This window comes from Streptomyces sp. NPDC056144 (assembly GCF_042264145.1).
Classification (GTDB): Bacteria; Actinomycetota; Actinomycetes; order Streptomycetales; family Streptomycetaceae; genus Streptomyces.
In genome coordinates this window covers 650,600-673,296 of the sequence record NZ_JBHJVF010000002.1, presented here as the reverse complement: position 1 = coordinate 673,296, position 22,697 = coordinate 650,600, and the positions used below count along the sequence as shown (strand labels likewise).

The 22,697-nt window shown below is 73.3% G+C and carries 20 protein-coding genes; 7 read left to right on the top strand and 13 right to left on the bottom strand.

The genetic code is table 11. From position 1 onward, the window contains the following. Positions 1 to 72: 72 nt before the first annotated feature. Positions 73 to 714: a MerR family transcriptional regulator gene (locus ACFC0Z_RS09505; protein ID WP_376434525.1), complete on the top strand. Its 642-nt coding sequence runs from the start codon at positions 73 to 75 to the stop codon at positions 712 to 714. A gap of 443 nt (positions 715 to 1,157) precedes the next feature. On the opposite strand, the gene argG is transcribed toward ACFC0Z_RS09505, so the two are convergent. Then, positions 1,158 to 2,603 carry an argininosuccinate synthase gene (gene argG, locus ACFC0Z_RS09500; protein WP_376434523.1) on the bottom strand — a complete coding sequence of 482 codons (1,446 nt, stop codon included), beginning with the start codon at positions 2,601 to 2,603 and terminating at the stop codon, positions 1,158 to 1,160. A gap of 123 nt (positions 2,604 to 2,726) precedes the next feature. Here argG and ACFC0Z_RS09495 point away from each other — a divergent pair, with 123 nt between their 5' ends. Further along, on the top strand, positions 2,727 to 3,026 hold the full coding sequence (locus tag ACFC0Z_RS09495; RefSeq protein WP_376434521.1) for a DUF1876 domain-containing protein: 300 nt from the start codon (positions 2,727 to 2,729) through the stop codon (positions 3,024 to 3,026). On the opposite strand, the gene ACFC0Z_RS09490 is transcribed toward ACFC0Z_RS09495, so the two are convergent. Next, entirely contained in the window at positions 3,023 to 3,661 is a 639-nt protein-coding gene (locus tag ACFC0Z_RS09490; RefSeq protein WP_376434519.1) for a CBS domain-containing protein, read from the bottom strand. The genes ACFC0Z_RS09495 and ACFC0Z_RS09490 overlap by 4 nt on opposite strands. Positions 3,662 to 3,798: 137 nt before the next feature. On the opposite strand from ACFC0Z_RS09490, the gene ACFC0Z_RS09485 reads away from it, so the two are divergent. Further along, the gene (locus ACFC0Z_RS09485) at positions 3,799 to 5,064 is read left to right on the top strand and encodes a YncE family protein (RefSeq protein ID WP_376434517.1); all 1,266 of its coding nucleotides are present in this window, start codon (positions 3,799 to 3,801) and stop codon (positions 5,062 to 5,064) included. Positions 5,065 to 5,094: 30 nt separating this feature from the next. Here the strand turns inward: ACFC0Z_RS09485 and ACFC0Z_RS09480 are convergent, their stop codons facing one another. The 4 genes from ACFC0Z_RS09480 to ACFC0Z_RS09465 form a co-directional block, all read right to left on the bottom strand. Beyond that, a complete protein-coding gene (locus tag ACFC0Z_RS09480) occupies positions 5,095 to 7,167 on the bottom strand; it encodes a discoidin domain-containing protein (protein WP_376434515.1) in 2,073 nt (690 codons plus the stop codon). Between the two features lie 134 nt (positions 7,168 to 7,301). Further along, positions 7,302 to 7,895: a TetR/AcrR family transcriptional regulator gene (locus tag ACFC0Z_RS09475; RefSeq protein WP_376434513.1), complete on the bottom strand. Its 594-nt coding sequence runs from the start codon at positions 7,893 to 7,895 to the stop codon at positions 7,302 to 7,304. 58 nt (positions 7,896 to 7,953) lie between these two features. Beyond that, positions 7,954 to 8,625 (bottom strand): GntR family transcriptional regulator, encoded by a 672-nt coding sequence (locus ACFC0Z_RS09470; protein ID WP_376434511.1) that lies wholly within the window; start codon positions 8,623 to 8,625, stop codon positions 7,954 to 7,956. Positions 8,626 to 8,679: 54 nt separating this feature from the next. After that, positions 8,680 to 9,864, bottom strand: coding sequence for a CaiB/BaiF CoA transferase family protein (locus ACFC0Z_RS09465; RefSeq protein ID WP_376434509.1), 1,185 nt, complete (start codon positions 9,862 to 9,864; stop codon positions 8,680 to 8,682). 223 nt (positions 9,865 to 10,087) lie between these two features. Here ACFC0Z_RS09465 and ACFC0Z_RS09460 point away from each other — a divergent pair, with 223 nt between their 5' ends. Further along, positions 10,088 to 11,269, top strand: coding sequence for an acyl-CoA dehydrogenase family protein (locus tag ACFC0Z_RS09460; protein WP_376434507.1), 1,182 nt, complete (start codon positions 10,088 to 10,090; stop codon positions 11,267 to 11,269). 29 nt (positions 11,270 to 11,298) lie between these two features. Here ACFC0Z_RS09460 and ACFC0Z_RS09455 read toward each other — a convergent pair whose 3' ends face one another. Both ACFC0Z_RS09455 and ACFC0Z_RS09450 read right to left on the bottom strand, forming a co-directional pair. Beyond that, the gene (locus ACFC0Z_RS09455) at positions 11,299 to 11,838 is read right to left on the bottom strand and encodes an FBP domain-containing protein (RefSeq protein ID WP_376434505.1); all 540 of its coding nucleotides are present in this window, start codon (positions 11,836 to 11,838) and stop codon (positions 11,299 to 11,301) included. A 20-nt stretch (positions 11,839 to 11,858) separates the two neighbouring features. Then, a complete protein-coding gene (locus ACFC0Z_RS09450) occupies positions 11,859 to 13,331 on the bottom strand; it encodes a PLP-dependent aminotransferase family protein (protein WP_376434503.1) in 1,473 nt (490 codons plus the stop codon). Positions 13,332 to 13,429: 98 nt separating this feature from the next. On the opposite strand from ACFC0Z_RS09450, the gene ACFC0Z_RS09445 reads away from it, so the two are divergent. Beyond that, positions 13,430 to 13,579, top strand: a complete 150-nt coding sequence (locus tag ACFC0Z_RS09445; RefSeq protein ID WP_376434501.1) for a hypothetical protein — start codon at positions 13,430 to 13,432, stop codon at positions 13,577 to 13,579. 3 nt (positions 13,580 to 13,582) lie between these two features. Here the strand turns inward: ACFC0Z_RS09445 and ACFC0Z_RS09440 are convergent, their stop codons facing one another. Next, a complete protein-coding gene (locus ACFC0Z_RS09440) occupies positions 13,583 to 15,214 on the bottom strand; it encodes a DUF6777 domain-containing protein (protein WP_376434499.1) in 1,632 nt (543 codons plus the stop codon). A gap of 107 nt (positions 15,215 to 15,321) precedes the next feature. Here ACFC0Z_RS09440 and ACFC0Z_RS09435 point away from each other — a divergent pair, with 107 nt between their 5' ends. After that, positions 15,322 to 16,659, top strand: coding sequence for a streptophobe family protein (locus ACFC0Z_RS09435; RefSeq protein WP_376434497.1), 1,338 nt, complete (start codon positions 15,322 to 15,324; stop codon positions 16,657 to 16,659). Between the two features lie 42 nt (positions 16,660 to 16,701). Here ACFC0Z_RS09435 and ACFC0Z_RS09430 read toward each other — a convergent pair whose 3' ends face one another. Genes ACFC0Z_RS09430 through ACFC0Z_RS09420 form a run of 3 tightly spaced genes read right to left on the bottom strand, consistent with a single transcriptional unit; the run spans position 16,702 to position 21,038 of the window. Then, the gene (locus ACFC0Z_RS09430; protein ID WP_376434495.1) at positions 16,702 to 17,712 is read right to left on the bottom strand and encodes a serine/threonine-protein kinase; all 1,011 of its coding nucleotides are present in this window, start codon (positions 17,710 to 17,712) and stop codon (positions 16,702 to 16,704) included. Continuing rightward, on the bottom strand, positions 17,712 to 18,515 hold the full coding sequence (locus tag ACFC0Z_RS09425; RefSeq protein ID WP_376434493.1) for a hypothetical protein: 804 nt from the start codon (positions 18,513 to 18,515) through the stop codon (positions 17,712 to 17,714). Before ACFC0Z_RS09425 ends, ACFC0Z_RS09430 begins: the two co-directional genes overlap by 1 nt. A gap of 3 nt (positions 18,516 to 18,518) precedes the next feature. Next, positions 18,519 to 21,038 (bottom strand): FHA domain-containing protein, encoded by a 2,520-nt coding sequence (locus tag ACFC0Z_RS09420; protein ID WP_376434491.1) that lies wholly within the window; start codon positions 21,036 to 21,038, stop codon positions 18,519 to 18,521. A gap of 102 nt (positions 21,039 to 21,140) precedes the next feature. Between ACFC0Z_RS09420 and ACFC0Z_RS09415 the strand changes: the two genes are divergently transcribed. After that, on the top strand, positions 21,141 to 21,779 hold the full coding sequence (locus ACFC0Z_RS09415; protein WP_376434489.1) for a TetR/AcrR family transcriptional regulator: 639 nt from the start codon (positions 21,141 to 21,143) through the stop codon (positions 21,777 to 21,779). Here the strand turns inward: ACFC0Z_RS09415 and ACFC0Z_RS09410 are convergent. Beyond that, positions 21,749 to 22,561, bottom strand: coding sequence for a DUF3626 domain-containing protein (locus tag ACFC0Z_RS09410; protein ID WP_376434487.1), 813 nt, complete (start codon positions 22,559 to 22,561; stop codon positions 21,749 to 21,751). The two genes, ACFC0Z_RS09415 and ACFC0Z_RS09410, sit on opposite strands and share 31 nt — an antisense overlap. Between the last annotated feature and the right edge of the window lie 136 nt (positions 22,562 to 22,697).

Genomic DNA, 22,697 nt, shown 5'->3' with positions numbered 1-22,697 from the left:
CTTTCCAGTCTCCGCGCCCACCTGGGAATCTGGGAGACTGCTCACACAGGACCGATCGAGCGAGTGAGCCGCATGAGAATCTCCGACCTCAGCCGCCTGTCCGGGACACCGGTCGGGACGATCAAGTACTACCTGCGCGAGGGCCTGCTCCCGCCCGGCCGCGCGCTCGGCGCGACCCTGACCCTGTACGGGGACGAGCACGTCGAGCGGCTGCGCCTCATCCGCGCCCTCACCTCGCGCGGCGGCCTCTCCATCGCCGCCACCCGCGATGTCCTCGCCGCGCTCGACGAGCCCCTCGACCCGCTCGCCACCCTGGAGGTCGTCCACTACGCCCTGCCCACCCCGGTCGACGCCGCCGAGACGGACGCCGTCGACGAGCGGGCCCCGGAGGTCGACCGGCTCCTCGACGCGATGGGCTGGGAGGTCTCCCCGCAGTCCCCGCACCGCCGCGCGCTCGCCGCGAGCCTCATGGACCTCGGCCGACTCGGCATGGACTACACGACCGAGGACCTCCTCCCGTACGCCGAACTCGCCGCCGCCGCGGCCGAACTCGACCTCGACCGGCTCCAGAACATCGAGGACCGCCTCCGCCTCGCGGAGCACGCCGCGATCGTCGTCCTCCTCCTCGAACCCGTCCTCGCCGTCCTGCGCCGCCTCGCCCAGGAGGCCGAGGCCCGCCGGAGGAAGGCCGAGACACCCCCCGGGGGCGGTTGAAACCCGAGCGGCTCGGGCGCGCCCACGCCCTGGCCCGCACCAGCGCACCGCCGCCATCGCGCTCGCCCCGCTCGCCCCGGACCTGCCGGCCGGATCCCCGCTCGCCGCCGCGGCCCCTGGCCGACCAGCCCATCAACACCGGCGAGGGCGGCTTCCTCGTCACCGACGGCCCCGAGCCGTACGCGCGGGCGGTCGTCCACTGCGGCGGGTACGAGGGCCGCACGGCCCGCCACTTTCCCGGCTCCCGCCGCCCGTCAGTGACCGCGCGTACCCGCACTACGCCTGACGCGTGGGCGAGATCAGGGCCGTCCTCGCCCGCGCCGCGCTCCCCGGCACCGCCCGCCGCGTCGGCGAGACCATCGGCCCCGAGGGCGCGGGCAGCGCGAAGGGCCCGCCCGGCGCGTGGTGCGCCGGGCGGGCCCTCTGTGCTCACGGGGTACGGGTCAGTCCGTGCCGAACTCCATCGCGGCGCGGTCCAGCGCCTCGTCGTCGCCGGAGACCTCGCCGCGCGAGGCGATCGCCTCGGCGCCGCCCTCCGGCATGGAGCCGATCAGGCCGGTCGCGGCGGCCTGCGCGGCGCCGATGGCCGGGCTGGTCGAGCCGATCAGGCCGAGCGTGGCGTACTGCTCCAGCTTGGCGCGCGAGTCCGCGATGTCGAGGTTCCGCATGGTGAGCTGGCCGATCCGGTCCACCGGGCCGAAAGCCGAGTCCTCGGTCCGCTCCATGGAGAGCTTGTCCGGGTGGTAGCTGAACGCCGGGCCCGTCGTGTCGAGGATCGAGTAGTCCTCGCCGCGCCGCAGCCGCAGGGTCACCTCGCCGGTGACGGCCGCGCCGACCCACCGCTGGAGGGACTCACGGACCATGAGCGCCTGCGGGTCCAGCCACCGGCCCTCGTACATGAGGCGGCCGAGACGCCGGCCCTCGTTGTGGTACTGGGCGAGGGTGTCCTCGTTGTGGATCGCGTTCACGAGCCGCTCGTAGGCCGCGTGGAGCAGGGCCATGCCGGGCGCCTCGTAGATGCCGCGGCTCTTGGCCTCGATGATCCGGTTCTCGATCTGGTCCGACATGCCCATGCCGTGGCGGCCGCCGATGGCGTTGGCCTCCATGACGAGGTCGACGGGGGAGGAGAACTCCTTGCCGTTGATCGTCACCGGGCGGCCCTGGTCGAAGCCGATCGTGACGTCCTCGGTGGCGATCTCGACCGAGGGGTCCCAGAAGCGGACGCCCATGATCGGTTCCACGGTCTCGACGCCCGTGTTCAGGTGCTCCAGGGTCTTCGCCTCGTGCGTGGCGCCCCAGATGTTGGCGTCGGTGGAGTACGCCTTCTCGGCGCTGTCCCGGTAGGGGAGGTCGTGGGCGAGCAGCCACTCCGACATCTCCTTGCGGCCGCCGAGCTCCGTCACGAAGTCGGCGTCGAGCCACGGCTTGTAGATCCGCAGGTGCGGGTTGGCCAGCAGGCCGTACCGGTAGAAGCGCTCGATGTCGTTGCCCTTGAACGTCGAGCCGTCGCCCCAGATCTGCACGTCGTCTTCCAGCATCGCGCGGACGAGCAGCGTGCCGGTGACCGCGCGACCGAGCGGCGTGGTGTTGAAGTAGGCCCGGCCGCCGGAGCGGATGTGGAAGGCGCCGCAGGTCAGCGCGGCGAGGCCTTCCTCGACCAGGGCGGCGCGGCAGTCGACCAGGCGGGCGATCTCGGCGCCGTAGGTCTTGGCGCGGCCCGGGACCGAGGCGATGTCGGGCTCGTCGTACTGGCCGATGTCGGCGGTGTAGGTGCAGGGGACGGCGCCCTTGTCACGCATCCACGCGACCGCGACGGAGGTGTCGAGGCCGCCCGAGAAGGCGATGCCGACGCGCTCGCCGGCGGGAAGGGAGGTGAGGACCTTAGACATAGGAAGAGTATGCATCATCCTGCATGGTCATGCAACGTGGGGCCGCCGGAGCCCCGCGCGACGGTGCGCCACGGCGGGGAGGGGCGGATGCTGGAGGTAGCGCGACAGCTGAGGAGGCGCGCCATGACACGCAAGATGGAATGGACGGTCGGCGTGGAGCTGGTCGAGGAGGGCAGCAGGACCGAGGCCGAGGCGCGGCTGAGGACCGGCGCGTCGACCCTCACGGGCCACGGCTCCGCCCGCTGCAACCCCTCGGACAGGAACGTCCCGGCCATCGGCGACGAGCTCGCCGCGAGCCGGGCGATGAAGGACCTGGCGGGGAAGCTCGCGAGGGAGGCCGACCGCGAGATCGAGGCGGCGGGCTCGGGGACCCTGCCCCGGCGCACCGGCCCCGGATACGGCTGGCCGGAGGCGGTCTCCTAGGACGCGCCGCCCTCGCTCCCGTCCCCGCCCCTGTTCTCGTTCTCGTCCTCGTCCTCGTACGCGATCCGGTCGACGACCTCGACGACGCCGTCGACCGTCTCGCACAGCCGGACCAGGATCGGCCCCAGGTCCGGCCGTTCCAGCGTGCCGCTGAGCGTCACCACGCCCTCGTCGACGTCGATGTGGACGGCGGCGGGGGAGAGGCGCAGGATGCGGACGACGACGTCCTCGCGGATCTCCTCCTGGATCGAGCGGTCGCGCCGCAGGAACAGCTGGAGCAGGTCGCTGCGGCTCAGGACGCCGATCAGCAGCCCGTTCGCGTCGACCACGGGCAGGCGCTTCACCCGGTGCCGTTCCATGAGGCGGGCCGCCTCGACCGCCGTCCAGGAGGGGCGGGCCGTGCGGACGGGGGTGGACATCATCGCCTCGGCGGTGCTGGGGCCGCCCTTCGCGCTGTGCCGCCGCAGGAGGTCCGCCTCGGAGACGATGCCCACGGGGTGGTTCTCCTCGTCGACGACCGGGACGGCCGTGATGCCGTACTCGTCGAGGAGCCGCGCGATCTCCTTGAACGAGGTCTCGCGCTGCACCGCGATCGCGGTCGGCGTCATCAGGTCGGCGACACTGCGGTGCCTCATCGTCCGTTCCGTCCCTTCGATGTTCCTGCCTCCATGATCCCGCATCGGGCCCGGTGCCGGTACGAGGGGTTGCCTGGATTGACATGTACATGGTTACTTCGGGTAAGTCCTGGTCCCGCTATGGAAGAAGGCCCCTCATGGAGTCCCCTCGTGTTCCCCGTCGCCGCCGCCGGTTCGGCGGCGCCCTCGCCCTGGCCCTCGCCCTGCTCGCGACGACGGGAGCCACCGGCACCTCCCAGGCGGGGACGAGCCCGGCCGGCCTCCGGGAGGTGATGTTCGTCGGCAACAACTGGGACGGCACGGCCGACGTCATCGAGGACCGCGGCGCGTTCCGCCGCATCGCGCGCGTCAATGTCGTCCCCGACAAGGCGGAACGGCTGCGCGAGATCTACCTGAACCCCGTCCGGCTCGCCTTCTTCCTCGGTGTCCGCAGCGGTCCGGGCGAGGGGCACGACCAGTTCGTCGACGACATGTACGCGACCCCCGACGGCACCGCCATGGTCGTCTCCCGCCCCAGCTTCGCCGACGTCGTCTCCCTCGACCTGCGCACCGGCCGGATCAACTGGCGCTTCCCCGTGGCCGGTTACCGGGCCGACCACATGGCCGTCTCGCCCGACGGCACCCGGGTCGCCGTCTCCGCCTCCACGGCGAACAAGGTCCACGTCCTCGACATCGCCACCGGCCATCAGGTCGGCTCCTTCGCCACCGGCGACAAGCCGCACGAGAACGTCTTCACCTCCGACGGGCGCCTGTGGAACATGTCGATCGGGGAGGTGACCACCGCCCTCGACGCGCCCTGGCTCGACTGGACCAAGGGCGACCGCCGCATCACCGTCGTCGACACCACCACCTTCGAGACCGTCCGCGTCATCGACATGCGCGACCGTCTGGACGCCTTCGGCCGCGACGACCTCTCCGACGCCGTACGGCCGCTGGTCCTGACCCCGGACGAGAAGACCCTGTACTTCCAGGTCTCCTTCCTCAGCGGCTTCCTGGAGTACGACATCGCCGCCGACCGGATCACCCGGGCCAAGTACCTCCCGGGCAACCCCGCCACCGACCCGGACCGCACGACCTGGGTCAACGACTCGCGTCACCACGGCCTGTCCATCAGCCCCGACGGCGCGAAGCTGTGCGTCGCCGGGACGATGGACGACTACGCCACCGTCGTCGACCGGAAGACCCTGCGGGAGGGTCCGCTCGTCGAGGCCTCGAAGCCCTACTGGGCGACCGTCAGCGGAGACGGCACGTCCTGCGTGATCTCCGAGAGCGGCGCCGACCGGGTGACCGCGATCGACTTCGCGACCGGCCGGAAGGTGGCCACCGTCGATGTCGGTGACCACCCCCAGCGCGTCCGGCTCGCCCGCGTCCCCGCCGACTGGACGGGACCCGCGGGGAGTTGAGCCGGACGCGCCCCTGAGCCAGGTGCCGCGTCAGGCCCGGTGGACGGACATCTCGTAGACCGAGTAACCCCACTGGGTCGCGCGGCCCACGGCGTGCATCCGTACGTAGCGGGCCGGCGTCGAGGCGAACGTCGCCGTGTCGTAGCCGCCGTCACCGGCGTCCGTCGACCAGACCTGACGCCAGTCCGAGCCGTTCTCCGACACCTCGATCCGGTACGCGCGCGCGTACGCCCGCTCCCAGTCCAGGGTCACCCGGCCGACCGGGTGCACCGCGCCCAGGTCCACCTGCATCCACTGGTCGTCCGACCAGTCGCTCGCCCAGCGGCTGTCCGTGTCGCCGTCGACGGCGCGACCGGCCGCGTAGCTGATCCACGGGTGCCACTCGGTGGAGCTCGCCGACGCCGGGGCCCCGGCCGCCAGGTTCACGCCCGGCTCGTGCTTCTCGGTCGCCCGCCACGTCCGCAGGTACGATTCCGCGCCACCGGCGAGCTCGTCCACGACGCTCTGGCCGCCGCTGAGCCGGATCTGCTCGATCCAGTCCGGGACCAGGCCGTTGTGGGCGGCGCCGTCGGTGTTGAGGTCCCAGGTCCGCTCACCGGTGACCTGACGGTCGATGACCGAGCCGCCGTCGGCGCTGCGGAAGGGGTACTTCACGGCGTTCGGCGCGTCGGCGCCGACCGGGCCCGGCCAGCCGCCGACCCCGTTCATGTCCGTGCCGTAGCCGAAGCCGACGCCGTACTTCTTCCGCAGGTCGGCCTTCTGGGCCGCCTCGCCGATGAAGCCCTGCGCGCCGTGCATGTAGGAGGCGGCGAAACCGCCCAGACGGTAGAGCCGCTCGGTCCAGTCCATGTCCATCCAGCTGTGCGTGGACAGGACGCCCGGGTACTCCTGCGACTCCAGGATGTCGAGCGCGCGGCCGGCGGCCTTGACGCTCATGTGGTCGAGCTCCAGCATCATCCCGCGGTCGATCATCCCCTTCAGGGCGTGCTCGCCGAGCCGGCTGAGGCCGCGCTTGTTGCACTGGGCTCCGTCGGCGTACGAGGGCACGCTCACCCCGGCGGGCAGCTTCGAGGCCGCCACGGGCGCCGCCGCGTTGCCGATCGGGTTGTCGTGCTGCGGGCCCGCGCACTGCTCCGTCTGCCAGAAGGTTCCGGTGGACAGGAACTGGCCGATGTTGACGGCCGTGCCGATCGTGCCCGAGTCGAAGCGCACACCGCACAGCGCGTTGTCGAACTTGTGGCACAGGAACATGCTGCGCACGCCGAGCCCGTACAGCTCGTCGAGGCCGCGGTCGATGTCCGCCTGGGAGCACTGGGCGACGTCGAGGATCTGCTTGCAGCCGAAGGGCTCGGAGGTCTCGACGCCGAGCACGACCGCGAGCTTGCCCTGCTCGACGACCTTGCGGGCCTGGTCGGCGCTGGTGACGATCCGGAACCAGCCCTTGCCGGGGCCGCCGAACATCCCGTCGACGTAGTCCTGGAGCTCGTAGGTCTTGCGGGCCTCCAGGCGGATCGCCTCCATCTCGTCACAGCCGCGGTCCCGGGGCTGGATCGAGCAGAGGAGTCCGTTGGTCACCAGGTCGTTGACCAGCACGCGCTGGCCGCCGCGCCAGGCGCGCTCGACCCAGGCGTAGTAGTTCTGCTGGTGCGTCAGGGAGTTGTGGGCGGGCCAGTCCTTGAAGGTCGGCCAGCCGTTCGGGTCGTGCTTGCCGTCCGCGCCGCCGGTGACGTTCTCGAACAGCGCGAGGGAGCCGTCGGGGTAGTGCTCGGGACAGTCCTTCAGCGCGTCGGCGATGCCGGCCGGGGAGAAGGTCTTGCCGCAGATGAGCCGGCCGCCGAAGCCCTCGTTGGACATGAGGTGGTTGTGCGCGTCGACGAAGCCGCGCACCCGCCCCTGGGCGTCGGTGCCGCTGAACGGCGTGCCGGTGACGTTGATCTGGGAGTCCTGGGCGGGCCGGGAGACCGGCTCCCACCAGGAGCCGGTCGCGGATCCCGCGGCGAGCGCGGGGACCGGGCCGGATCCGAAGAGCACGGCGGCGAGAGCGAGGAAGAGGGCGAGAAGAGAGGCTCTTCTGCCCGTCCTCCGGGATGAGGGTGGGGTCATGTCGGGTCAGGCCTCCGGTCGTTGGGGGGTGTGCCGGGCGACCCGAGAATCCCGGTGCGGAGCCAGTGAGTCAAGAGTCCGGGTCAAATGACCTGTTGGGAAAGTGACTCATGGGTAAGGTGTCCGTGAGCTCGTCACCTCTCCAGCATGGAGACCAGCTGATCCGCCGTCATGTCCAGGTTCCGGAGGGCCCCTTGCTCGTCCCCGAGGACGAGGAACTGGAGGGTGAGCCCGTCGATCGCCGCCGCCAGGTAGCGCCCGACGGCGTCCGCTGGAACCCGGTGCTCCGTGCCGTGCGTCTCGCGCACCCGGTCGACGAGGACGACGGCCGAGGCGATGTACTGCTCGTACTGCGCGCGGGCCAGGTGCTCGAACCCCGGCTCGCGCAGGGCGTACTGGGTGAGGTCGTACGTCAGCATGTGCTCGCCGGGATGGGCCGTGACGTGCTCCCAGTACGTCCGCAGACCGGCCCGTACCGTCTCGCGGAGGGTGGCCTTCGGCTCGACCGCCGACTTCACCCGCGCCACGTAGTTGGCGTTGATCGTCTGGATCGCGGCTTCGAGCAGCGCCTGCTTGGAGTCGAAGCAGTAGTGGAAGACGCTCAGCGACACACCCGCCTCGGCGCAGATCGACCGGGTGGTCGTCCGCGCGACCCCGTCCCTGGTCATCGCCCTGATCGCCGCCTCGACCAGCTGGGCACGTCGTTCGGCCGACGGCATCCGCGCCATGGTTCCTCCTCGCGTCGGGCGCCAGGGTACGGGACCTGCTCAGGGCCTGTCCGAGGCGTCAGCCCCGGTCCAGGTCCAGGACCTCGCGCAGGGCCGCCACCGCGTGGGCGCGGTGCTCGTCGAGCCACCGCACGGCGGCGGCCTCGTCGCCGTGGAGCAGCGCCGAGAGCACCGCGCGGTGCTCGTGCACGGCCTGCTCGCGGTGGGCGAGTTCGGTGTAGTACAGCGAGCGGTAGGCGTCGGTGGAGTCCCACAGCGTCGCGATGAGACGGATGAGACGGGGCATCCCCGAGGCCTCGACGAGCGCGAAGTGGAACCGCCGGTTCGCCGCCGCCATCGCGGTCACGTCCCCGTCCGAGGCCGCCCGCTCGACCTCGCGCTGGATCTCCCAGAGCGCGTCCAGCGTGCCGTCCGGCATGCGCCGCATGGCCGCCCGGACCGCCTCGGTCTCCAGGAGCTCACGGATCCGGTAGATCTCCTCCAGGTCCGCGAGCGACAGCTCGGCGACGAAGTACCCGCGGTGTATGCGGTGCACGACGAGGCCCTCGGCCTCCAGCGACTTCAGGGCCTCCCGCAGCGGCACCCGGCTCACGTCGAGCCGGGCCGCGAGCGTCTCCTGGCGGATCTGGTCGCCCGGCCTGAGCTCCCCGCTGGTGATGGCGCGCCGCAGTTCCTCAAGGACGAACTGCTGGGCGGTCTGCGGCCGCCGCTTCCGCTCCGCGCTGCTCATCGCCTGTGACCTTCCGTTCCTTCGCTCGGGGACCGTGCCCCATCTTCCTACGGATCAGGGCGTGCGCGCGGGCCGCCCCAGGGCGGCGAGCAGCTCGTCCGTGTGCTCGCCCAGGCGCGGGGGAGCGCTCCGGTAGGCCGCGGGGGTGGCGGCGAGGCCGATCGGGTTGGCGACCTGGCCGGGTCCGGCGGCGGCCTCGGGGACGCGCGCGGCGAGCCCGAGCCGGTCGGCGAGACCGAAGGCGCCGGCCAGGTCGTTGATGGGACCGCAGGGCACGCCGACGGCGGTCAGCTCCTCGAACCACTCGTCGGCGGTACGGGTCCCCAGCGGGCCCGCGAGGGCCGCGAGGAGCTCCTCGCGGTGGGCGACCCGGGCGGTGTTGGTCGCGAAGCGCGCGTCCTCGGCGAGCGCCGGGAGACCGAGACGCTCGCACAGGGTGCGGAACTGCCGGTCGGTGCCGACGGCGAGAGCGAGCGGGCGGTCCCGGGCCTCGACGACCTCGTACGGGGCGATGCTCGGGTGCCGGTTGCCCATGGCGCGCGGCACGACCCCGGCGCCGAGGTGGGCGGCGGCCTGGTTGGTGAGGGCGGAGAGGAGCGAGGTGAGCAGCGAGACCTCGACGCGCTGGCCCTCGCCGGTGCGTTCGCGGTGGCGGAGGGCGGCGAGGACGCCGAGCCCCGCGTGGAGGCCGGTGATGACGTCGACGAGGGCGACCCCGGCCTTCGTCCCGGGGCCCTCCGGCTCGCCGGTCACGCTCATGAGGCCGCCCATGGCCTGCACGAGCAGGTCGTAACCCGGCAGGTGGGCGCCCTCGGCGGTGCCGAAGCCGGTCACGGAGCAGTACACGAGCCCGGGGTTGCCGGCGCGGACGTCCTCGTACCCGAGCCCCAGCTTCTCCATCGTCCCGGGGCGGAAGTTCTCCACGAGCACGTCCGCGCGGTCGACGATCGCGCGGGCCGTCGCCAGGTCCTCCGGGTCGGTGAGGTCGAGCGTGACGGAGCGCTTGTTGCGATTCACTCCGAGGAAGTACGCGGCCTCGCCGCCGGCGAACGGCGGGCCCCACGCGCGCGTGTCGTCGCCGGAGCCGGGCCGCTCGATCTTGATCACGTCCGCGCCCAGGTCGGCGAGGAGCATCGTCATGTACGGGCCCGCGAGGACCCGGCCGAAGTCGGCGACGACGATCCCGGACAGGGCCCCGGGGGCGGGTGCCTCGGGGGTCTCCGGCTGGTCTGCGCGCATGCGTCGGTTCCTCGCTCTCCGCACATGGGATCCCGTATGCGGATCCAGGGGTTGGATCCCGTACGCGGATCCAAAAGATGGGATCCGAATATTGGATCCAATCGGGACCGTAGGGGGCTGGCGCCGGATTTTCAATACTGGATCCAATATCCGATCTCCGGCTAGGCTGCCGCTCGCCGCGTTGCCCACTCGGTGTTGCCCGCCCGTCGCCAGGAGGCCGTCCGTGAAGTCGTCGTCCACTCCCGTCCACCCCTTCGACCTGCTCGCGATCGACGGGCTGCTCACCGACGAGGAGCGCGAGATCCGCCGGACCGTGCGCGCCGTCGCCGACCGCGAGCTGCGCCCGCACGTCGCCGGCTGGTTCGAGAAGGGCGAGATCCCCGCCCGCGAGCTCGCCCGCACCCTCGGCGGGATCGGCGTCCTCGGCATGCACCTGGAGGGCTACGGCTGCGCGGGCACCAACTCCGTCGCGTACGGCCTCGCCTGCCTGGAGCTGGAGGCCGTCGACTCCGGCCTGCGCTCCCTCGTCTCCGTGCAGGGCTCCCTCGCCATGTACGCGATCTGGAAGTACGGCTCCGAGGAGCAGAAGCAGCGCTGGCTGCCGAAGATGGCGGCCGGCGAGTACATCGGCTGCTTCGGCCTCACCGAGCCCGACGCGGGCTCGGACCCGGGCTCGATGCGGACGAACGCCAAGCGTGACGGCTCGGACTGGGTGCTCAACGGCACCAAGATGTGGATCACCAACGGCTCCGTCGCCGACGTCGCCGTCGTCTGGGCCCGCACCGAGGAGGGCGTCCGCGGCTTCCTCGTCCCCGCCGGCACCCCCGGCTTCAGCGCCCCCGAGATCAAGATGAAGCTCTCGCTGCGCGCCAGCGTCACCAGCGAGCTCGTCCTCGAGGACGTCCGGCTCCCCGCCGACGCGATGCTGCCCGAGGCCCGCGGCCTCTCCGGCCCGCTCGGCTGCCTCAACGAGGCCCGCTTCGGCATCGTCTTCGGAGCCCTCGGTGCCGCCCGCGACTGCCTGGAGACCGCGATCTCCTACGCCAAGGACCGCGTCGTCTTCGAGCGCTCCCTCGCCTCCTACCAGCTCACGCAGCAGAAGCTCGCGGACATGTCCGTCGAGCTCGGCAAGGGCATGCTGCTCGCCCTCCACCTCGGCCGCCTCAAGGACGCGGGCCGCATCACCGCCGACCAGATCAGCGTCGGCAAGCTGAACAACGTCCGCGAGGCCATCTCCATCGCCCGCGAGTGCCGCACGATCCTCGGCGCCAACGGCATCACCCTGGAGTACCCGGTCCTGCGCCACGCCAACAACCTGGAGTCGGTCCTCACCTACGAGGGCACGAGCGAGGTCCACTCCCTGGTCATCGGCAAGGCGCTCACCGGCGAGCAGGCCTTCCGCTGACCGGCGCTCTCACGGGCTGACGGTCGGCGTCAGCCCGCCGTCACGCGGTTCACGAAGGCATCCAGGTTGCCCGTCAGCCGGGCGACCTGCTCGTCGAGCGTCAGCGACTCCTCGTGGCGCCGCCCGCGCAGCTTCGGCTCCCGCTTGCCCCGCACGTACAGGGAGCAGGCGAGGTCGGCGCAGAGGTAGATCCCGACCGTGTTCCCCTCGCGGCCCCGGGCACCCGCGAGCGGCGCGACGAGAAGCGTGACGCCCGAGGACGCGTGCGCGGTCATGCAGACCTGGCACATGCTGGACTTCACCGCGCTCGTCCGGGCGGTGGCCGGGACCCGCAGGCTCACCCCGAGCGGACCGTCCTCGCGCGGCAGGACCAGGTGCGCGCGCAACGGCGCGCCCGGGTCCACCCAGCCCAGGAAGTCCAGGTCCTCCCAGGGGAGTTCGGCGAAGTCGAGCGGCAGTTTCAGACGCGCCGCCTCGCCCTTGGTGCAGTTCACGAAGGACGAACGGATCTCTTTGTCGGTCAGCGGTTTCACCCGGTGGACCGTACACGGACCTCCGGCGGCAGGCATCCGGATATCGGCGGGGCCCGTCAGGCCACCCAGTCCGGCAGCGCCGGACCCACCACCCGCCCCGGCGCCCCCTCCAGGGCCGCCGCGAGCCGCTCCGTCGCGGGCTCGTAGACCTCCTCCGGCAGCGTGAACGGAATCCGCAGCCGGTGCTCGTGCGTCCCCGGGTCCACCCCGAACCGGGCGCCCCCCTCCACCCGTACCCCGTGCCGGAGCGCACGCGCGGCCACGGTCGAGGCGACCGGACGGCCCAGGTCGATCCAGAGGCACATCCCGCCCGGCGGCGTCACCCACCGCCACTCCGGTACGTGCCGGGCGAGCGCCGCCGTCAGCGCCTCCCGGCGGCTCCGCAGCTCCGCCCGGCGCCTCGGCAGGATCGTGTCCAGCTCGCCGATCAGCGAGACCGCCACCAGCTGGTCGAGGACCGAACCCGCGAAGTCGGCCGTGATCCGTACCCGCGCCAGTTCGGTCACCACCCGCGAGGCCGCCCGCACCCAGCCGACCCGCAGCCCGCCCCAGCAGCTCTTGCTCAGCGAGCCGACGGACACGATCTGCTCCCCGTCGCCCCCGCCGGCCGCCGCCGCGAACGGCACCGGCGGCGGCACGTCGAGCGAGATGTCCGTGAGGGTCTCGTCCGCCACCACCCACGTCCCGCTGGCCCGCGCGGACCGCGCCACCTCCCGCCGCTGCTCCGGCGGCATCACGTGCCCGGTCGGGTTGTGGAAGTCCGGGATCAGGTACGCCAGGCGCGGCGCCGTCTGCCGCAGCGCCGCGTCCACGAGCCCGGAGTCCCAGCCCGCCTCCGTCACCGGCACCGGCGTGATCCGCAGCATCCGGCCGCGCATCGCGTCGAGGGCGTTGGTGTACGAGGGGTTCTCCGCGAGCACCCGGTCGCCGGACCGTCCGAGCAGCGTGAGGACCAGCGAGAGGGCCTGTTGTGCCCCGGTCGTGACGAGGATCTGCTCCGGCAGCGTCGGCAGCCCCCTGGCCGTGTACCGGTCGGCGATGGCGGCCCGCAGGACGGGCAGTCCGTACGGGTGGTAGCCCGGAGCCCCCGCGTACCGGGGCAGTTCGGCGGCCGCCGCGGCAAGGGCGGCGGAGAGCTCCGCCACCGGGGCGTGCGGCGCGGCGAGGGCGAAGTCGATCGTCGCCTCGGCGTCTTCCTGGAAGGCGCCGCCGAGCGCCGTCGGCACCTGCCCGTCCGGCAGCGCGGTCCAGGTCCCCGCGCCCCGGCGGCTGTGTGCGTACCCGCTCTCCCGCAGCAGGTCGTACGCCCCCGTCACGGTCGTCCGGCTCACCGCGAGGACCGTCGCGAGCTCGCGCTCGGCCGGCAGCCGCAGGCGCAGCGCCACCCGGCCGTCGAGCAGCGCCTCCCGGACCGCCCGCGCCAGGTCCCGGTAGCCGAAACGGCCGTCCGGAGGCGGGGTGAGGAGCGACGCCAGCTGGCGGCCCGTCAGGGTCCGGTCCGCTGTGTGGACCACGCGTGCCACTGCCATGCCAATCACTCCTCATTGGCTCTGATGTCCGGGCCAATAAGAGTACAGAGTCTCTCTCAGTGGCCCTCCGGCCATGCCATCACGAGGGGAGACGAGCGATGTCAGGACAGTTCACCGACCGCGACGAGCGGATGTGGCAGCAGCGCGCCGAGGAGCGCCCGCCCGGCCCCCGCCCGCTCACGGCCTGGCTCCGCGCCCTGCGCGCGTCGCGGGGACGCGACGCGCGCAGGGGCCACAGCGGGGTGTGACGGTCAGGCGGCGCGGACGCCGCCGGGGCCGGGTGCCGGTGCCGAGGACGAGGTCGTCGCCGTCCCGGTGGGGGTGGGCGAGGTCGACAGCGTCAGCGACGGGGACAGCGGGGACGGGGACAGCGGGGACGCGGTCCCGGGTGCGGTGCCGGACTCCGTTCCGGACTCCGTTCCGGCGGCCGAGGACGACGTGCCGTCCGTCACCGGACCGGATTCGGGTGCCAGTGACTGTGCCGACGGCGAGGACGAGTCCGTGGACGGCGACTCGTCGGACGGGCTCGTCGAGTCGGACGGCGAGCTCGGCGAGGACGAGTCCGTGGACGGGGAGGACGAGTCCGTGGACGGTGTCGACGTGGACGGCGTCGGCGAGAGCGTCGACGGGCACGGCGACGGTGTGACGCCGTTCCGGGGCGCGGGCGTCTCCGTACCGGTCACCGTCACGCACGGGATCGGCGACAGCGTCGACTCCGAGGGCGAGGGGGAGAGCGACGTCGACGGCGAGACGGACGGCGACGTCGAGTGGGTCGGCGGGGGAGGCGGCGGCGGGGTCGGCTTGTCGTGCCGGCCGGTGTCGCCGTGCTTCCGGGCGAACCAGTCGTCGTCCTGGGGGTCGTACACGACGAAGACGTTCATGACCGTCACCGACGGCGCCACGACCACGACCTGGGTGGAGTTGTACCCCTGCCACGGCGTGCCCGAGGTCCGCGGCGCCTTCTGCGCCACCGCGTCGGTCAGCGGGTTGCCGCAGGCGCAGCGCACCCGGGGCATGCCCCGCTCGTCGACGAGGACGGCGGTCCCGCTCTGCAGCACCGCCTGGTACGTCGTGGGGGAGCCGTCCTTGAAGCCGTGGTTCGTCACGCGGGTGTCCGCCCGCAGCTGGAGGGGCGTCAAGGAGCGCAGGTACGAAGGGACTTGGTCGGGCTTGATGCTCAGGACCGAGGCGAAGGCCGCGTTCCGCGAGGGCTCGGCGGCGAGGAACCGGACCTGCTGTTCGACGTTGCAGCTCGCGACGTTCTGCGTACCGCCGTAGAGCCCGGGCGCCGCGCCCGAGACCTTCGGGGTGCCGGCCTCGGCGGAGGAGGAGCGGGGCGGCAGCGAGGCGGGGGCGGCGGAACCGCCGTCGGTGCGGGCCGTGGACTGCGTGAACGGGTCGGGGCCCGAGGCCGAGGCGTTCTGGAGGAAGACCTCGCCGCCGCCGGAGCCCGAGGTGTCGTTCTTGTCGCCGGGCTGGTTGGTCAGGACCACGGCCAGGGCGACGCCCGCGACGAGCACGGCGGTGGCCGAGGCGACCTTCGGGACGGAGCGCCACCAAGGGCCGCCGCCCTTCGAGGAGCCGCCGCCGGCGCCGTCACCGGCCGGGCCTCCTGGGGAGCCCCCGCCCCCTCCGCCGGAGCCGCCGCCACCGCCCCCACCGCCGCCTCCGCCGCCCGAGGGCGGTCCGGCGGGCGGCGGGGGACCGGCGGCGCCGGGGCTGGTCCCCCGGCCCGAGAGCGGGCCGGACGGCGGCCCCGACGGCGGGATCGAAGGGGGGCCCGACGGGGGCCCGGAGGAAGGTCCGGACGAGGGGCCGGACGAAGGGCCCGGCGAGGAGCCGGGCGGGGGGCCCGACGAGCCGGACGGGGGGTGGGAAGTCATGTTTGTTCCCTTTCTTCCGTTCCGCGCTCATTGTGCGCGCGGGAGGGTACCCGCCCGCAAGCGGACGGCTCCCGACCGCACTGCGGGCGGCCGTCGACCGTACTAGCGTGGGCAGGGTGAGCACTCTCCGCGTCGGAGTCCAGGCGCTGGCGGCGGTGTTCGCCGGGTACGTCGCCATGGGCGTCGTCGCCGGTCTCGGCCTCTGGGCCGCGGGCGCCGCCGACCTGCCGGGCGGCTTCACCGCCGTCCTCGCGGCCGTCGTCGTCATGGCCACCGGCGGAAAGATCGACCTCTCCGGCGACGCCGGGGCCCTCGCGGGCACCCAGGCCGAACTGACCGCCATGCCGCTCACCGTGACCCTGGTGGGCGCCCTCGTCACCGGCTTCTGCTTCCTCCGCCCCCTGCGCCACCACGCCGTGGCCGGCGGACGTGAACTCCTGCTGCGCGCCGCCGCCACCGTCGCCCTCTGGCTGGCGGGTCTCGCGGGCCTCTCCGCCCTCGCCCGGCACGACTTCCCGATCACCCTGGGCGGCGACACCGCCCAGGACTCCGGGGACACCCTGGGCGACCTCTTCGGGGACCTCCTGGACGCCGCGAACCCCACCGTCGGCTTCCGCACCGACCTCGGCCCCACGCTCTTCTACGGCCTCCTGTGGATCCTCGGCGTCCTCGTCGTCGCCCTCCTCGTCTCCCGCAAGACCCCGGTCCCCGCCCGCCTCGTGCGCTTCCACGAGCCCGTCAGGCCCGCCGCCCACGCGATGCTCCTGCTGCTCCTCGCGTACGTGGCCCTCGGCCTGGTCATCGGCCTCGTCGTCGCGGCGACCAAGGGCCACGCGGCGGAGACCCTCGCCGTCCTCCTGCTCGGCCTGCCCAACATCACCTGGCTCGCCCTCGGCGTCGGCATCGGCGGCTCCTGGCAGGGCACCGTGGAGGGCCCGTTCGGCCTCCCCATGCCCCAGGTCCTCGACGCGGTCCTCCGCGCGCGCGGAGGCGACGGGGACACGGCCTCGAAGCTCTCCACCGTCGACCTGTCCACCCTCGCCGCGGAGGACGCCAGGGCCTGGTGGCTGCTGCCCGTCGCCGCCGTCCTCCTCCTCGCCGCCGCCTTCGGCGCCGCCGTCCGCTCCCCGGCCAGGACCCGGCTCTGGCAGCACTCGCTGCGCATGGGCGTCGCCTTCGCCGTGACGATGCTGGTGGTCACCCCGCTCACTCTCGTCGAGGCCCGCTTCGGCCTCTCGATCCTCGGCATCGGCGACCTCTCCTCGCTGGGCGGCCAGGTCGTGCTCCGCCCGGACATCTGGAAGACGGTCGGCCTCGCCCTCCTCTGGGGCCTGGCGACGGGTTTCCTCGGCGCGCTCCTCGCCACCCGCGTCCACCGCAAGGGCGAGGTCGAGACCGGGACCGGGAACGGGACTGATCCCGCGAACGCGAAGCAGCACCGCTGACGGAAGCAGCACCGCTGACGGAAGCAGCACCGCTGACGGCTGTCACAGCTCCCGGAACACCGGCCGCGCCCACGCGGGCGGCTCCGGCGGCGGACCGGGCCGCCGGGCGCTCGGCCGCCCCGACCCCCCGGGTCCGGGCCCGTCACCCGGCGTTCCCGCCTCCGCGAGCGAGGCCCGCAGCCTCGTCACGAATTCCAGGCACGTCCCGTACCGCTCCTCGGGCGACTTGGCCAGCGCCTTCGCGAAGACCGCGTCCGCCGCCTCCGGCAGCCCCGGCCGCAGCTCGGAGAGCGGGGGCGGCGGGTCGTACTGCTGGGCCCACATCACCGCGTAGTCGGTGTCACGGCGGAACGGCGGCGCCCCCGCCAGCGTCTCGAAGACCACGCAGGCCAGGCTGTAGACGTCGCACCGGCCGTCCACCGGCTTCCCGGAGATCTGCTCGGGCGCCACGTAGTCGAGCGTCCCGACGAACTCGCCGACCGTCGTGAAACCGGTCAGCGACAGCGACTTCTTCGTCAGCCCGAAGTCCGTCAGGTAGACGTGCTCGGGATGGTCGCCGTCGGTGCCCTCGTCGACGAGGATGTTGCCGGGCTTCACGTCCCGGTGCACCAGGTCGTGGGCGTGCGCCGCGTCCAGGGCCGAGGCGACCTGCACGGCGATCCGCCCCGCCTTCAGGGGCGGCAGCGGCCCCTCGCGGTCGAGCAGCGCCACCAGGTCCTGCCCGGGCACGAACCGCATGGCGATGTACAGGACGCCCTCCGTCTCGCCGGCCCCGAAGACCGGCACGATGTTCGGGTGGTCGATCGAGGCGGCCACCCGCGACTCGTGCGCGAACCGCTTGCGGAAGGTGTCGTTACGGGCCAGCTCGGGGGCGAGCAGCTTCAGCGCGACCGTACGGCCGAGGCGCAGGTCACGGGCCCGGTAGACGACGGCCATGCCGCCGCGCCCGATCTCGCCCTCCACGCGGTAGCCCGCGATCTCCTTGCCGACGAGCCCCGAGGGGCGGCCCGCCGGGATGTCCGCGTCCCCGCGCGTCCCGCCGTCGCCCGCCATCAGCGCTCACCGTTCTCGCCGTGCGAGCCGCCCGAGCCGCCCGAGCCGTGCGCACCGGGCGGGCCGTGCGGTCCCGGCGGCTGTTCGACGACCTGCGTCGGCGGCGGCCCGGCCGCCACGGCCGGATCGACCTGCGGCACCACCTGGGTCGGCTCGTACGCGGCGGGGACGGGGCCGGGGGAGGGCGCCGGTGCGGCGGCCGGGGCCGCGGAGCGGGCATCGGACGGCTCAGGGGGTCCGGGCGGGGCCTGCTCCACCGCCGTCGGGGCATGTCGTACCGCCGTCGGCGGTGCCGTCACCGAAGGGCTCGCCGAGGCCGCGTACGTATGGAGCCCGAGCCCGTCGCAGTACACCCACCGCTCGTGCTCGGCGTCGTACAGCCACACCGACTCCCCGTCCACGACCATCCCGACCCGCAGCCCGCGCGTCCGCAGCCGGAAGCCCTCGCCGTCCGAGCGGCCCGCGCCCAGCTCCTCGGCCGCCCACCGGTACCGGCCGAGCGCGTCCTCGGCGCGGGCGATCAGCGGCCGGGGATCGGCCGTCCTCGCCATCGGCCGGCCCGCCGCCGGGGGGTCGTCGGGCACGGAGACGAGCAGGCGCGCGTCGACCCACGCCGACCAGCCGTTGGAGCAGAGGATCCGTCCCCAGTCGCCGGCCCGCTCGGTCAGCCGCACCGGCAGGAACGCGTCCAGCGGCGCCGTCGGCAGCGCCGGGTCCGGCGCCTCCCAGGCGGGCAGGCCGTCGCGCGGTACGACATGGGTGGGCCGGAAGTCCGGCACGTACTCCGGTACGGGGACGCTCACGGCCTACCTCCGCATCACGACCGGCTCGTGGCGGCGCAGCAGCCGCGCCACGACGAAGCCGAGGACGAGACAGAGCACCACCAGCATGCCCATGTCGAACAGCCACGCCTCCGCCGTGTGCCGCATCAGGGGATCGTCGGTCTTCTCGCTCGGCGCGACCTTCCCGATGTCGATCGTCGCGCCCATCGCCGCGAACGCCCACCGGGAGGGCACCAGCCAGGCCAGCTGCGACAGGACCGGCGTACCGCGTACGGAGAGCAGCGCGCCGCAGAAGACCACCTGCACGATCGCGAGGAGGACGAGCAGCGGCATCGTCACCTCCTCCTTGCGGACCACCGCCGAGACGAGGAGGCCGAGCATCATCGCGGTGAAGGCGAGCAGCGCTACGGCGAGCGTGATCTCCACGAGCGGCGGCATGAGGACGCCCTTGCCGCCGGGCACGTTGAGCGGGACGCCGATCAGGGCCACGAGGGTCAGGACGACCGCCTGCACGACCGTGATCACCCCGAGGACGACCACCTTGGAGGCGAGGTAGGCGGAGCGGGACAGGCCGACGGCTCTCTCGCGCCGGTAGATCGACCGCTCCTTGACCAGCTCGCGCACGGCGTTCGCCGCGCCCGTCAGGACCCCGCCCACGCAGAGGATGAGCAGGACGTTCATGGTCGACTCGGGGCCCAGGCTGCCCTCGGACAGGGCACGGGCCATCGCGCCCATGACGAACGGCAGCGCGATCATGATCGCGAGGAAGGTCCGGTCGGCGGAGAGCGCGGCGGCGTACCGGCGGACCAGGGTCCGCAGTTGCGAGCCCCAGCTCTGCGCCTTCGGCGGCGGCCCGGGCTCCTGCGGACCCGGCGTCGCGGCGTCGCCGTGGGGACTCGCGACGGGAACGAAGGGGCGTTGCGTGGCGTCCTCGACGTACCGGCGGTGGAAGCGGGAGGAACGGTACTGCCCCGCCCAGTCGCGGTCCCGTTCGCTCTCGAACGCCTCGAAGGCCTCCGGCCACTGGTCGTACCCGAAGAAGCCGAGCGTGTCGGCGGGCGGCCCGTAGTAGGCCACCTTGCCCCCGGGCGCGAGGACGAGGAGCCGGTCGCAGACGTCGAGGCTGAGCACGCTGTGGGTGACGACGACGACCGTGCGCCCGTCGTCCGCGAGCCCGCGCAGCATGTGCATCACGGACCGGTCCATGCCCGGGTCGAGGCCGGAGGTCGGCTCGTCGAGGAAGAGCAGGGACGGCTTGGTGAGCAGTTCGAGGGCGACGCTGACGCGCTTGCGCTGACCGCCGGAGAGGCTGTGGATGGGCTGCTCGGCCCGCTCGACGAGCCCGAGCTCGCGGATCACCTCGTCGACCCGGGCCCGGCGCTCGGCGGGGTCGGTGTCCTCGGGGAAGCGAAGTTCGGCGGCGTACGAGAGGGCGCGGTGGACGGTGAGCTGGAGGTGCAGGATGTCGTCCTGCGGGACGAGCCCGATGCGCTGACGCAGCTCGGCGTAGTCGCGGTAGAGGTCGCGGCCGTCGTAGAGCACCGTGCCCCGGTCGGCGGGGCGCTGGCCGGTCAGCGCGCCCAGGAGCGTCGACTTCCCGGCTCCGGAGGGGCCGACGACGGCGAGCAGGCACTTCTGGCCGACGGGGAAGGAGACGCCGTCGAGCAGGGTCTTGCGCCCGTGGTCGACGGTGACGGCGAGCTCCTGCACGTCGAGGGAGATCTCGCCGGTGTCGGTGAACTCGACGAGCTGCCCGCCGATGAGGCAGAACGCGCTCCGGCCGATGCCGACGATGTCGTCGGGCGTCACCCGCGCGTCGACGACGGCGCCGCCGTTGAGGAAGGTGCCGTTGTGGCTCCCGAGGTCCCGGATGCGGTACGTGCCGTCGGGCTCGGCCCGCAGCTCGGCGTGGTGGCGGGAGACGACGAGGTCGTCGACGACGATGTCGTTGTCGGGCGAGCGGCCGATCCGGACGCTGCGGACGGGAAGCGGGCGGACAGAGGTCGGCTCACGGAAGGTGCCGGTGGCGGCGGGGTGGGAGACGGAGGAGGGGCGCGGGAGCGAGGGCGGCGCGGGCTCCGGGACCACTGGGGTCTCCGGGGCTGCCTGGGCCGCGGGTGCCTCAGGCACCTCGCGTACCTCAGGCACTTCAGGCGCCTCACGTACCTCGGGTGCCTCAGGTGCCTCCGGGGGCAGCGGCTGCGCCGCCGGGGACGAGAGCACCGCTCTCGGTCCGTCCTCCGGGTGCCCGAACCGCACGACCGTCCCGGGACCGACGGCCCGCGAGCCCGTCTCCCGGGATCCCGCCACCCGAAGACCGTTCGCGTAGGTCCCGTTCGTACTGCCCTCGTCCTCCAGATCCCAGTGCCCGGCCACGGTACGGAGCAGGGCGTGGTGCCAGGACGCGCGGGCGTCGGCGAGCACGATGTCGCTGGTGGGGTCGCGTCCGATGCGATAGACACGGCCCGGGTTCATGAGGGTCGCGTCCCCGTCGATCTCGAGGACCAAGGCGGGCGCGGCGGGCGCGACGGGCCGCTCTCCCATGGGTCAACTTTATCCGCCGCCGTCGGCCCGCGCCCGGGAAGGGGCCGTCGGGGCCGTCGGTAAGGTGGGTGTCCGTCCCACGACCACCGAGGAGTCCCCGCCGTGCCGAAAGATGCCCCCGGCGTCGCCAGGCGCCGGCCCCAGACCCGAGCGGCGCTCCTGAAGGCAGCCCTGGAGGTCTTCGCCGAGCACGGTTTCCACGCGGCGACGATCGAGCAGATCTGCGAGCGCGCGGGCTACACGCGGGGCGCGTACTACTCGAACTTCGCCGGCAAGGACGAGCTCTTCCTCGCCCTCTTCGACGAGCACAGCGACCGGATCGTGCGGCGGCTCTCGGAGGCCATCGACGCGCTGACCCCGGAGGAGTGCACACTGCCGCGGATCGCGGAGCTCGCCGCGCGGATCGAACCGGACGAGCGGGACTGGTACGTGGTGACCACCGAGTTCACCCTGCGGGCCATCCGCGACCCGCAGACGGCCTGGGTCCTCGCCCGCCACGACGAGCGGCTGCGCGCCGAGATCGCCCGCGGCCTGACGCTGGTCCTGCGCCGGGCCGGGCGGGAACTCACGGTGGACGCCGACCGGTTCGCCCGCCTGGTCATCGCCCTGCGGGAGGGCGGTCTCGCGCAGAGCTACGTCGAGCCGGAGGCGCTGCCGCCCGGCACCCTGGAGCGGGAGTTCCTCGCCCCGCTCCTGGAGGCCTCGACCCGTCAGCTGGGAGCGCCGAACCGGGCCAGGTAGTGCCAGACCCGCTTCACGTCCTGGGGGTCGTACGCCCCTGATCCCGCCGCCTCCTGCACGGTCCGGGCGTCGAGGAACCCGTCGACGGCGATCCGGGCGCCGAGCTCCACGTACTCCGGGCCCCGGAAGTCGGGGCGCAGGCGCAGCTCCTCGACGGAGAGCCGGAAACCGCCGTGCCACTCCACGGGGCAGCCCAGCCGCAGGGCCGCCGCCTCGACCTCCGTACCCCGGTGGCTGGGGTCGAGGACCAGGGCCTCCACGTCACGGCCGATGACGACGGGCCCGTGGACCTGCGCCTCGACGTAGTCGTCGAGCGGGTCCGCGTCATCGGCCTCGGCGAGGGCGACGAGCCCCATGCGCGAGGCGACGCCGAAGTCGGTGGGCTCCAGGAAGCTGTCCGGGTAGCAGAACGACGCCCGCCCCACCGCCTCGGCCGTGAGCCGCAGGTGCGCCGAGCCGAAGCGGGGCGCGGCGCCGAAGGGGCGACGGCCGTAGTTCAGGGCCCCGTACACCGGTCGGGTGTCCGCGGGCGCCTCGTCGTACACCCCGCCGAAGATCCGGCTCTCCCACCGCCACCGGTCCCCGCCGGGCCGCGCCGTCAGCCCGCCGTTCCCGGTCCCGGTGACGAACTGCGAGCGGTAGACGCCGTCCTCGGCGAGCCGGTCGAGGAAGTGCGGGTGGAAGTTGAGCGTGACCCGCAGACCGGGCGCGACCGGCCCGCCGGTGGAGCGGTCGGCGACGTGCGCGAGGGCGCGGCGGGCATGATCGTGAAGGGGCGTCATCAGGGCAGTCTGCCCGAGGGGCCGGCCGCGAGGCGCGGTGTTTTCGGCAGCCCCGGGCACGGGAGCGGGACGTGGTGCCGCCCGCCGTCCACCTGGCTCACCACGGCGGCGCCGGACGTGAGTTGTGGCCGGATGA